9 protein-coding genes are annotated in these 11,466 nt (G+C 62.6%); all 9 read right to left on the bottom strand.

Going from position 1 to position 11,466, the window contains the following annotated elements; all coding sequences use genetic code 11:
• Positions 1-82 precede the first annotated feature (82 nt).
• Positions 83-2,377 (bottom strand): tetratricopeptide repeat protein, encoded by a 2,295-nt coding sequence (locus tag NFX52_RS27225; protein WP_238385613.1) that lies wholly within the window; start codon positions 2,375-2,377, stop codon positions 83-85.
• 177 nt (positions 2,378-2,554) lie between these two features.
• Positions 2,555-3,622 carry an AbrB family transcriptional regulator gene (locus NFX52_RS27220; RefSeq protein WP_055398440.1) on the bottom strand — a complete coding sequence of 356 codons (1,068 nt, stop codon included), beginning with the start codon at positions 3,620-3,622 and terminating at the stop codon, positions 2,555-2,557.
• Positions 3,623-3,754: 132 nt separating this feature from the next.
• Positions 3,755-4,705, bottom strand: a complete 951-nt coding sequence (locus NFX52_RS27215; RefSeq protein WP_055398439.1) for a UDP-glucuronic acid decarboxylase family protein — start codon at positions 4,703-4,705, stop codon at positions 3,755-3,757.
• A complete protein-coding gene (locus NFX52_RS27210) occupies positions 4,702-6,102 on the bottom strand; it encodes a UDP-glucose dehydrogenase family protein (protein ID WP_055398438.1) in 1,401 nt (466 codons plus the stop codon). The genes NFX52_RS27215 and NFX52_RS27210 overlap by 4 nt, the downstream gene beginning before the upstream one ends.
• Positions 6,103-6,171: 69 nt before the next feature.
• A complete protein-coding gene (locus tag NFX52_RS27205; RefSeq protein ID WP_238385612.1) occupies positions 6,172-8,469 on the bottom strand; it encodes an O-linked N-acetylglucosamine transferase, SPINDLY family protein in 2,298 nt (765 codons plus the stop codon).
• Positions 8,470-8,589: 120 nt separating this feature from the next.
• Positions 8,590-9,153: a hemerythrin domain-containing protein gene (locus NFX52_RS27200; protein WP_055398436.1), complete on the bottom strand. Its 564-nt coding sequence runs from the start codon at positions 9,151-9,153 to the stop codon at positions 8,590-8,592.
• A 7-nt stretch (positions 9,154-9,160) separates the two neighbouring features.
• Positions 9,161-9,574, bottom strand: a complete 414-nt coding sequence (locus tag NFX52_RS27195) for a hypothetical protein (RefSeq protein WP_055398435.1) — start codon at positions 9,572-9,574, stop codon at positions 9,161-9,163.
• A 48-nt stretch (positions 9,575-9,622) separates the two neighbouring features.
• The gene (locus NFX52_RS27190; RefSeq protein ID WP_082437449.1) at positions 9,623-10,294 is read right to left on the bottom strand and encodes a nitroreductase family protein; all 672 of its coding nucleotides are present in this window, start codon (positions 10,292-10,294) and stop codon (positions 9,623-9,625) included.
• A 24-nt stretch (positions 10,295-10,318) separates the two neighbouring features.
• Positions 10,319-11,466, bottom strand: a 1,148-nt coding sequence (locus tag NFX52_RS27185) for an NnrS family protein (protein ID WP_252635904.1), incomplete at its 5' end; no start/stop codon positions are given.

Raw genomic sequence — 11,466 nt, 5'->3', positions numbered from 1 at the left:
GCGTCGGCGCCGACGACCTTCGCCGCTTTGTTCAGGAGTAGTGTTCACGTGTCCACCTAGAGTTGAGGTGGACACGAGGCTCCTACGAGTACGCCATTGTTTCAAGATGCCATGGCTGGCCGCTTACGGGGGACTGGGCTTTTTCCGCTTGGAGTTTGTCCCGCAGCGCCTTCAGGCGTGCAGGGTCCTGGGCGAGCGAGATCGCCAGAGCTTCATATTCGGCGGCGCTGTGGGTCACAAGCTCCGGCAGGCCCACAGCATGTAGCAGGCTGGCCGCCACACGCGCAGCAAACGATTCTCCCAGTCGCGTGAGCACCGGCAGACCCGCCCACAAGGCATCGCTGGCCGTGGTGTGAGCGTTGTAGGGCAAGGTATCCAGAAACAGGTCGGCCAGTCGATGGCGCGCAAGGTGCTCGCTCAGCGGCAGGCGCTGTGCAAACACCAGTCTCTCGGCCGCCACGCCGCGCGCCTGCGCCTCGCGCCGCAGACTGTCCTCCACAACAGGGTTGTCTGCCAGAAGCCACAGAACGCTGTCAGGCACCCTCTGCAGAATGCGCATCCAGCTGTCGAAGACCTGCGGGAGGATCTTCTGGTTGTTGTTGAAACAGCAGAACACGCTCCCCGTGGCAGGCAGCCGCGCCTCTTCCCTGGTAAAGATCCGGTCACTGATCGCGCGCTGCGAGTCGTTGACCTGGTAGCTGTGCGGCAGGTATACAAGTTTTTCGGTGAAATGGCGCCGCGCGTCGGGGGGCACAACCACCTTGTCGGCAATCACGTAGTCCATATAGTCTGCCCCGGTCGTCCCCGGGTATCCCAGATAACCGGCCTGGATGGGAGCGCAGCGGTGGGCAAAAATGCCAAAGCGGCAGCCCGTGGTGAAACCCATCAGGTCAATGGCGATGTCGATGCCCAGCTCCCGCGACAAGCGGGCGATATCGATCTCGCTGCGCTCGCGCACGTCGATGAAATGGTCGAAGCCTGCGACCAGACGCGCGCGCATGGCATCCGTCGCGGGAGGTCCAAACGAAAACGCAAACCACTCGAAGCGTTCACGGTCATGGACTTCGAAAAGCTGCGCTATCAGATACGAAGTGGCGTGGCCGTGGAAATCCGCAGAGTAGTAACCGACCCGGATCTTGCCTCCGCCAGCACGCGCAAGGATGGGCCCCAGGACGGTGGATTCAGGAAAATCCTGCTGCACGGAAGCTTGTGCCGCCTGCTTGTGCAACTCGGGCGAGTCGAACAACGAAAGCGCGATGAAGGGTTTCACACCCAGCTCACCGGCCCGGATGCTCCGCTCACACTGCGCCATGTCGTCTGCCAAGTGTCCCCAATCGCCGGTCTTGAGCCTGCAGCTCGCAAGATACCCCAGCAGATACTTCGCATCTGGCTTGAGGCGATACACCTGCGTGTAGTCGGCCACGGCGTCCTGATGCCGGTTGAACCGGATGTGCAAATTGGCGCGGTTGTAGTACAGGTCTGGCCTTTCAGGCGCCAACCGAATCGCCTGGTCGTAGACGGCAAGTGCTTCTGCATACCGCCCTGCCTCCAGCAACGAAAGGGCTAGAAACGCCAGGATATCCACGTCGAGTGGGCTCAGTTGGGCAGCCTTCTGAAAAGCCTGTACCGCATTCGACAGTTGGAAAAGGCTGCGCTGCGCGATCCCCAGGTTCTTGTGGGCTTGGACCAGTTTGTCATCGCCCTGAATGGCGGCCTCGAAGTGCACAATGGCCTGCGTCCACTGCTCCTTTTGCGCCAGGATCGCCCCCTTGCCGTTATGGGCTTCGGCGTGCTGAGGCCTCAGTGCAATAACCTGATCGAAACATTTCAGGGCCTCGTCCGAACGGCCGGCATCGGCGTGCAGCATGCCCATGTTCTGGCACGCGTCCACATCCTGGCCGTCCAGGGCAAAGGCCTGTTCATAACATTTCAGCGCCTCGTCCAGCCGCTCCATCTGGCGCAGGGCATTGCCCTTGTTGTTATGGGCGGCAGCCAGTCTGGGCTGAAGGGCGATGGCCTGGTCGTAGCTTGCGATGGCGTCTTCGGGCCGCGACAACTCTTTGAGCGTGATCCCCCGGTTGACATAGGCTTCTGCGAAATCTGGGCGCAGGCTGGTGGCACGCTCAAAATGCGCCAGTGCTTCGTCGTGGCGCTTCAATGCGCTCAAAGCCAGCCCACGATTGACGTGGGGGGCAGCATCGTCCGGAGCCAGCTTGATGGCTTGGCCGATCAGGTCCACCGCTACTTGCAAGTGACCCGCCTGGTACGCCAAAACGCCTTGCATGTGCAGGGCGCCAACGTTTTTGGGGTCATTCTTCAAAATGGTGTTGTAGAGCTGGTTGGCCTGCGCAATGGCGCCCTCCTGGTGTGCTCGCATGGCCTGGTCCAACCACGCAGCCAGTTGGGCTTTTGTCACTTGGGGAGGGCGTATTCCGAAGTTGTAGTGAATGCTCATGATCCAGGGTGTGCAGCGGATAGAAACGCGGAACGGCCGTCACCAGGACAACCCACCAGCGCCAATAAAAGGGAGATTGTGACGCGAGCGCCCCCTCGGTCAGATCGCCGCTGCCGGATAGATGCGCCGGTACAGCGGGCCTACCAGCATCAGCACCGCCATCAACCGGCATACCTGAAACGCTGTGACCACGGGCACGCCCAATTGCAGCACCTTGGCGGTAATCGCCATCTCCGTGATCCCGCCCGGCGAAGTACCCAGCAGCAAGGTGACCCAGGGCAACCCCGTGGCCCAGGCCAGCAGGCCCGCGAACAACGTGCACGCACCCATCAACACCAGCGTACCGGCGGCTACGGATACAAGCCACCGGGGAGCCGTGCGCAGGAAGTCAGCCCGAAAGCGCACTCCGAGACTCACACCGATCACCAGTTGCGCTGCGTTCACCATGGCCGCCGGCACGGCGGAGAGGCTGATGCCCGCCATCGTGAGCACCATGGACACGAGCATGGCGCCCATGAACCAGGGGTTGGCACGGCCCAGCCGGTCCATCACCAGGGCACCAGCACCCGTCAGCAGCGCCATCAGCACCAGGCCGGGCCAGTCCACCGCCCGCACGGTGGGCGGCAGAATGTCCAGGCCATGCAGACCGCTCCACTGCAAGGCAAAGGGAATCGTCACGGTGACGATCAGCAGGCGCAGGCTGTGGCTCGCTGCAACCAAGTCGGTGCGTGCGTTCTCGCGCTCGGACAGCAAGGTCATCTCGGACGCAGCACCAATTGCACCGGCGAAGTAACTGGTGGCGCGCAGCATGGGTGCAGGCACACCGTGCATGCGCGGTGCATGCAGCCTGTACAGCCAGGCACCAAACAGCCAGCCGAGAAAAAGCGCCCACACGATGCCCAGCACGATGGCCCACCACAGCCCGCTGATCAGCGCCGCCACCTGGGGTGTGAAATAAAGGCCCAGCGCTGCGCCAATGGTCCACTGCCCGGCATTGCGCAGTGGCCCCCAGCTCTGCGTAGGGCCGCCAGCGATCGACACGACGGAAGTCGCCAGCAACGGGCCGATCATCCAGGGCAAGGGCGTGTGCAGAGCCACGCAGCCGACTGCGGCGGCAAGGGCCAGAACAAGCGTTGCAAGAACGCGAAAGAAAGAATTCACAGGCATGGTGAAAGTGAGACGGCATCAGTCGATGACCAGTACACCCTGCAGCCACCATACCGACACTTTCGACCTGGCGACCAGTCCAAATGGGAAAGGGAGACAACGTGAAAAGCCGCACCCCTTTGCCTTTCAGGTTCAGGAGGCACCAGCTCCCCTGAAGTAAGCAATGGTCTGGCGCAATCCAGCATCAAGATCCATACGGGGCTCCCAGCCGCCCAGCAGTTGGTGCGCCAGCATGATGTCGGGCTGCCGCTGCCAGGGGTCATCTCCCGGCAGTGGGTGGTAGGTAATCCGGGCGGCGGCCCCCGTGTGAGCAAGGACCTTCTGGGCGAGTTCCAGGATGGTGAATTCCCCAGGATTCCCCAAGTTGACAGGCCCCGCCACTTCGTCAGGCGTTGCCATCATGCGCACCAGTGCTTCCACCATGTCGTCCACGTAGCAGAAGCTGCGTGTCTGGTCACCTGAGCCGTATACGGTCAGGTCAGCGCCGCGCAACGCCTGCACGATGAAGTTGGAGACCACCCTGCCATCGTCCGGGCGCATGCGGGGGCCATAGGTATTGAACAGCCGCACCACCTTCGTGCGCACGCCATGCTGGCGCCGGTAATCGAAAAACAGGGTCTCCGCACAGCGCTTTCCCTCGTCATAGCAGGCCCGCACGCCAATGGGATTGACGTTGCCCCAGTAGGACTCCGGCTGTGGGTGCACGCTGGGGTCGCCATACACCTCGCTGGTGGAAGCCTGAAGAATGACGGCCCTGCACTGGCGGGCCAGCTCCAGCAGGTTCAGAGCCCCCATCACGCTGGTACGCAGGGTCCGCACGGGGTCGGCCTGGTAGTGCACGGGCGATGCGGGGCAGGCGAGGTTGTAGATTTCGTCCACCTCAGCGGCCAGCGGCTGGGTGACATCGTGCCGAAGCCAACGAAAACGCGGCGAAGCCTGGAGGTGGGCAATGTTCTTTTCGGAGCCCGTGGAAAAGTCATCCACGCACAGCACCCCATGACCATCTTGCAACAAACGCTCGCACAAATGAGAGCCGAGGAAGCCCGCGCCCCCGGTCACCAGGATTGACTTAGCCTTCTTCATGGTGTGGTGGCCCCAGGTGCATCCACCGCGTTCCGCCCCACAGTCAGATAGTCGAACCCCAAAGCACGCATGGACCGAGGCTCGTAGAGGTTGCGCCCATCCACGACCAGCGGCTGCCGCAGGACTGCCCGCAGGGCATCAAAGTCGGGACTGCGAAACACCTGCCATTCGGTCACGATCAACAATGCGTCGGCATCGCGCGCCGCATCCAGAGGACTTTGGGCATAACGGATACGCGCCAGCAGGTCGGGCCGATCGTGCAAATCGTCTTGCAGGCATCGGCGAGCCTCCTGCATGGCCACCGGGTCGAACACCTGCAGCACCGCACCGCGCTCGAGCAGTTCGCGCACCAGCACCCTGCTGGGAGCCTCGCGCATGTCGTCGGTATTGGGTTTGAAGGCCAGCCCCCACAGCGCAAACCGTTGCCCCGAAAAATCCGGGCCGAGCCGCTGCACCAGCCTGTCCACCAGCTGCCGCTTCTGTCCATCATTGACCTGCGCCACCGCCGCCAACAACCGCAGCGGGAGCCCGACGTCATCGCCCATGCGCTGCAACGCTGTCACGTCCTTGGGAAAGCAACTGCCACCGTAACCAACGCCGGGATAAAGAAAGCTGTCACCAATGCGCGGATCAGCGCCAATACCCACCCGCACAGGTTCGATATCCACCCTCAAACGATCTGCCAGATTGGCCATTTCATTCATGAAACTGATGCGCGTGGCGAGCATGGCGTTGGCGGCGTACTTTGTGAACTCTGCGCTGCGGCGGTCCATGCAGATAACGCGATCATGGCCATGCCCGAACGGGCGGTACAACGCACGCATGAGATCACCAGCGCGCTGCTCTTCAGGCGACTCACCCAACCCAACGATGATCCGGTCAGGCCGCATGAAGTCGTTGATCGCACTGCCCTCTTTGAGGAACTCCGGGTTCGAGACCACCGCAAAGCCAGGTGCTGGCTGGGCACCGGGCCAGCGCTGGGCCAGCACAGTAGCGACGGCCTTGTGCACCGCTTCGCCCGCGCCCACAGGCACGGTAGATTTGTTGACGATCACCTTGAAGCTGGTCATGTGGGTCGCGATGGCTCCCGCCACCTCGAATACATGACTCAGGTCCGCACTGCCATCGTCCGCAGAGGGCGTGCCCACCGCGATGAACTGCACGTCACCGTGGGCAACACCGCGCGCCATGTCGGTGGAAAACGCTAGCCTGCCGGCGCGGACATTGCCGACGATCAACTCTTGCAGCCCCGGCTCGTAGATTGGAACCTCTGCGCGCTGCAGTGTGGCAATTTTTTCGGCATCCGTGTCGATGCACAGGACATCATTGCCCAGCTCCGCAAGGCATACGCCGGTAACGAGCCCCACATAACCGGTTCCGAACAAGGTGAGATTCATGGAGGGGGCAAAAAAACTGAAAAATACAAGACATGGGGCTCGCGCCCACGCGAAGGGCGCCGTGAAGTTTCACACCTCAATCACATCGGGAGGCAGCGCCTGGTGCGCGCGTTCGACCATTGTGGTGTATGCCGACTCGATATGCCGCGCAAAGAGCCGGGCATTGAACAAGGGCGACTGGGGCCCCTGTTCCTCCAGCTTGTCCCGAATGCTCTTGAGTTGCGCCACATCGCGGGCAAGCTCTATGGCTCGGGCCTCAAATGCAGACTGCGTCTGGGTGACAAGCTCGGGCAACCCCACGGCATGCAACAGGCTCGCCGCCACTCGGCTCGCAAACGATTGTCCTGAACACGTCAGAACCGGCAGCCCTACCCACAAGGCATCGCTCGCGGTGGTGTGCGCGTTGTAGGGCAGCGTATCAAGGAAGAGGTCGGCCATCCGCTGGCGGGCGAGATGCTGGTCCATGGGCACGCGGCTGGCAAACACAAGGCGGTCTGCAGAAATCCCCCGGGCCTGCGCCTCTCGGCGCAGATTCCGCGCCGCAATCGGGTTGTCTTCCAGCAGCCACAAGACGCTGCCTTCAACGGCATGGAGGATGCGCATCCAGCCGTCAAACGTGGGCGGGAGGATCTTGAAGTTGTTGTTGAAGCAGCAAAACACAAAACCAGTGGCGGGCAAACCCAGTTCGTCGCGGGAAAATGTCCGGTCAGCTGCTTTCCGCTGGGAGTCGTTGACCTGGTAGCTGTGCGGCAGATAGACCACTTTTTCAGTGAAGTCGGCCTGGGCATGGGGAGGAATCACCACCTTGTCGGCGATCACATAGTCCATGTAACTGGCGCCGATGGTGCCAGGGTACGCCAGGTAGCTGACCTGAACGGGTGCACACCGGTAGGAAAAACATCTCAAACGCGTCGCTTGCGTAAAGCCCATCAGATCCACAGCAATGTCGATACCAAGCTCTCGCGAAAGCTGCGCAATATCAAGATCGGTACGCTCACGCACATCCAGAAAATGGTCAAAGGCCACCACCAGTCGCTCGCGCATGCTGTCGTGCACCTGGGGACTGACCGAAAACGCGAACAATTCAAATCGCTCGCGGTCATGCACTTCAATCAGCTCTGCAATCAAGTACGCCGAGGGGTGATTGCGAAAATCTGCAGAGTAGTAACCGATACGAATCTTCTCGCCCCTCGCACGAACAGGAATCGCGCCCAACGCTGCAGAGCCAGGCATATCGCGTTCTACAAGACGGCTTGCAATCTCTTTGTGGAGGGCAGGCTGGTCGAACACGGACAGGGCAGAGAATGGCTCAAGGACAGGCTTCCTAGCCCGGATGTCCTGTTGGAGCTGAAGCAGCTCCTCATCCAGGTTTTGCCAAATACAGCCATGGACCTTGGCGGTAACGATCTCGCTTTGCAGCATCGCCAAAGGAGCGGGCAGGCGCTGGGCCAGATAGAACTGTTGCAAAGCCTCGTCGTACCGCTTCATCTCCCGCAAAAGCCGACCCATGAGGAATCTGGACTCCCCTTGCTGGGGCCGAAGCTCGATCGCGCGGCTCACGTCCGTCAGTGCGCTTTCCAGATTTCTCAGTTGCAGTTGCGCCTCGCCACGGTTGTTGTACGCCTCGGCGGACTGCGGGTTGAGCTCCAGCGCCCGGCTGAAGGCAGCAACGGCTTCTGCATACCGGCCCAGCCTCAGCAAAGCCGTGCCCCGGTTGTTGTGCGGCTCCGGTATCTCGGGTGCGCGCTCGATCACCTGGTCCATGCACTCCAGGGTTTCATCAAACTGCTTCATCTGCAGGTGAATGCAACCCAGATTGAAACGCGCCTGCACATTCGCAGGATCTATCGCCAGCACCTTGCGGTAGCTTTCCATGGCCTCCGGCAACCGATCCAAGGTTTGCAGGACCGTTCCCCGGTTGTAATGTGCGAGCCCCAACCCGGGCGAGAGTGCAATGGCCTGATCGAAAGAGGCCAGCGCGTCCTGATTGCGCTGCAGGCGTAGCAGCGCGTTGCCACGATTGAAGTAGGGGTCAACGTAGTCGGGCTTGAGAGCGATGGCTCGGTCGTAGGCGCGAATAGCGTCTGCGGGCCGGTTGGCCATCAGCCATTCATTGCCCCGGGTGTTGCACGCCGTCGCATCATCGGGGAGGGGCGACTCCACAGATCTAACGCCCGCAACCAAGCCCGTTCCATAGTTGATTCCGAATTTAAAACTGGGCTGGCTGGCTGGTATGGCACCAGGCTTGAAGGACTGCCCGAAATGGGGTTTCTTTGTGTCGGTCAAGGTGCTTCCCGATACAGATGAGAGATTGACATCCCGCCATGGTAAACACCTGCGCGGCACCGAACCGCCATCCAGCGCCATCCAGCGCCAGCCGGGCGGCTCCAGGGACAACAGCCAAGTCCACCGCAAAGCAAACCGCCATGGAAAGCGGGTACTGTGGCCTCCTCTTTCTGGGCGCGCAGAGCGCACTGGCGGAGCTTTTCAGCGCTCAGGCGCGCCCCGCCGGTGTGCCATTTCTTGTCCCATCCTGCCCAGCAAAGCGGGCTCCAAAAGATGCAGCGCCGCCGGGTAGGCCTGGCGCTCCTCGTGGTGGATATGGCTCGCATAGCGCGCCGCAAATCGATCAAAAAGCGCCTCTGCCGATTCCGAGAAGCCTTCGATTTCCCCCTGCGCCAGCGCTTGTAGCGGAACTCGCGCCGCCGCCCAGTCAGCCACCATGTCGACATGGTCCTGTTGCAGCCGCTGCACCAGAGTCCTCATCTCCGGTGCAGCCTGGGCCAGCAACAGGGGGAAGACATGGAGCTCCTCATCCTCATGGTGCAATGGCGCAGCGACATCAAAGTAGCGCAACACATCGCGCGCGGCCTGGCGCGCGCTCTCATCGGCACCTTGCTGGCGGACATGTTCACGCAGGCGGTCCAGCAGTGCCAGCGTGCGCTGCACGCGCTCGTGGCAGGCCTCCAGCATGGCGAAGGGCTCTTCGAACCCGACTGCAGGTGCGCTGAAGCCAGGAACGTGGCGAGCAGGTGCAGAAGTGGACGCCATCCTCGCCTCACCCAAAGCGCACGGGCTGGCCCTGGCGGTCAAAGGGGATGTAGGCACCATGCGCACCGCCCTTGATCGCATCCACCATGCGCTGCAAAGGCGCCTCGGCATCGGCGCTGGTGGGCGCCTTGTTCAGGGTGCCCGACATGGCGGCTGCGAACACCATGGCCCAGTCGTGGCCAGGGGCCGTGAACTGGCTGGCCTCACCGACCAGCGCGTCGAACGACGGCAGCTCCTGTGGCGTCTTGTCCACGCACATCAGTGGCACCAGCGCGCCGCCCTGCCCGGCTTCAAACCGGGCCCGCTGCGCGGGGGTGGCATCGTCGGGCAATTCAACGGCAGCAAACACGAACAGGAGCCGCTGGGGTTCAGGCTGCATGCGTGCCGCCTCAAGTAGATCGTCGAAGCTGGAAATGTTCATAAAAAATTTCGATGAATTAAAAAATGCTGCGAGGGAGGCTCGGTCTTCTCAGAAGCCTGGCACCACGCCCCTATGCGGGTCTAGCGTGCTCACATAGCTGTCTGCTACAGGTCGAGCACGCGCTGCCTTGCGCGATTGCACGGTGCCAATGCTGACAAAACACAGCGCCTGCTCCCAGGCGTCCAGCTGGAACAAGCCGCGCAATCCGGGGGACTTGAGGGCCTTGCCGCTGGTGAGGGCCGATCCGAAGCCCTGTGCAGTGGCCATGAGCAACATGTTCTGCACCGCGCAGCCAGCGGACACCAAGCGCTCTGACAGGTCGATGGCGGGGTCGCCGCACTGGCTATCTACCACCACCAGCATGAGTACCGGGGCACGGTAGGCCTTTTCGCGGGCCTGCTCGGCCTGCTCGGGCGTGGCGGCAGGATCTCGTTCGCACAGAGCCTGCGCAAACACGTCGGCCAACGCCGGCCGCGCGGCGGCGGGCACCAGCACAAAACGCCACGGCGTCAATTGGCCGTGGTCCGGCGCGTGGGCCGCAGCGCTGAGAATCTGGGCCAGCTCCCCCGCGCTGGGTCCGGGAGCAGCCAGGCGTTTAGGCAGGATGGTCTGGCGCGAGTGGATCAGCGCGGCGGCCATGGCGGCGGTATCGTCTGGCGGGAGAGCAGCAGTTGGCACCTGCCGGGGGGCATGGTGCAAAGGCCAGGGAATGACAGCCATCACAGGTCCTTGAAAGAAGCTTCTTCAGCCCGGCCGGCCGTCGGCCCGCAGGCAACCGTACCACCGGCCCAGCCGGACACCCCATACGCCCATGGTGGCGGCCCACAGGAAAGCCGCCACCGGCAGCACCCACACCCACGCTATGCCAAAAATGCCCGGCACTTCTGCCGCAATGCGCAACACGGTAGCCACCTGCAGCAGCCAGAACAATGTCCACGCCGTTTGGTCAGCAACCAGCGCACGGCCACTGTGCCCACACGACACCCGCGTCACCATGGCCAGCATCAGCGATGCCAGGCAGCCCATGGTCAGGGCATGCAGCGCGCCCAGGCCCAGGGTTCCCATGCCATAGCCCCACGCCAGCCACCGCGAAAGCCCTCCAAGCAGAAAGGCAAGGCCAAGCCACAGGAAACCGATATGCAGCATGGCCAGCAACCTGTTCTTGAGGCTTTGTACCAGCCCCCAGACACAGGCCAGCCAGACCAGCACGCCCCCGATCACCAATTGCAGCGTGCCGTGTACCAACCCCCAGGCCGGCCCCGCAGCGCTGGCAGGCAATCCGAGCCAGTCCAGCCACACCGCCAGCACCTGCAGCACGGCGGCCGCCAGCATCAGCCACAGCACCCAGAAAGGCCGCCAGGCCTGCACCATGGGCATGGCGCTGGAGGTGAAAAATGGAATCATGCGGTGCGCCACCGTGACATACACCACCACCACAAACCCCCACAGGCCGGTGAAGACCCAGGCACGTGCGAGCGCATGGGTGCCCACGGCCAGCCCCAGCCACAGCCCGGCCAGGCTGACACAGCCCAACGTACAAGCCCAAGCGATGGTGCGAGCATGCAACTGGTCCTCGGCCTGGCTGCGCCGCACACGCCCCCAGAACTGCGCAGTCATCCAGACGAGGCCCGCCGTCGCCACCGCCAATCCGACCAGCGCCACGCCAACCCATAGGTGCGCGCCCGCCAGCCACAACAGCCACCCCACCGCCTGCGCCACCAGCGGTGCGCGAATCGCCTCCACTGGCAAAGGCTCCACCCCGAGCCATTTAGGGCCTGCTGTGAACAGGAAGCCGGAAAAGAACAGGGGAATGAATCCGAACGCCATCACCGCCGAGTGCACCAGCGTCGGAGACACTGCGTAGTAAAGCCCCCACCCACCGCTGGACCGCG

It is taken from the genome of Acidovorax facilis, from assembly GCF_023913775.1.
GTDB classification, from domain to species: Bacteria; Pseudomonadota; Gammaproteobacteria; order Burkholderiales; family Burkholderiaceae_C; genus Acidovorax; species Acidovorax facilis.
This window is presented reverse-complemented; position numbering and strand designations above follow the sequence as displayed.

Excerpts from the sequence above, each read along its gene's own strand:
- NFX52_RS27225 (WP_238385613.1), bottom strand. The coding sequence starts at position 2,377 with ATGCGAGCACACCAGGAGGGCGCCATTGCGCAGGCCAACCAGCTCTAC.
- NFX52_RS27190 (WP_082437449.1), bottom strand. The coding sequence starts at position 10,294 with ATGGCTGTCATTCCCTGGCCTTTGCACCATGCCCCCCGGCAGGTGCCA.
- NFX52_RS27210 (WP_055398438.1), bottom strand. The coding sequence starts at position 6,102 with ATGAATCTCACCTTGTTCGGAACCGGTTATGTGGGGCTCGTTACCGGC.
- NFX52_RS27205 (WP_238385612.1), bottom strand. The coding sequence starts at position 8,469 with ATGGCGCTGGATGGCGGTTCGGTGCCGCGCAGGTGTTTACCATGGCGG.
- NFX52_RS27195 (WP_055398435.1), bottom strand. The coding sequence starts at position 9,574 with ATGAACATTTCCAGCTTCGACGATCTACTTGAGGCGGCACGCATGCAG.
- NFX52_RS27200 (WP_055398436.1), bottom strand. The coding sequence starts at position 9,153 with ATGGCGTCCACTTCTGCACCTGCTCGCCACGTTCCTGGCTTCAGCGCA.
- NFX52_RS27220 (WP_055398440.1), bottom strand. The coding sequence starts at position 3,622 with ATGCCTGTGAATTCTTTCTTTCGCGTTCTTGCAACGCTTGTTCTGGCC.
- NFX52_RS27215 (WP_055398439.1), bottom strand. The coding sequence starts at position 4,705 with ATGAAGAAGGCTAAGTCAATCCTGGTGACCGGGGGCGCGGGCTTCCTC.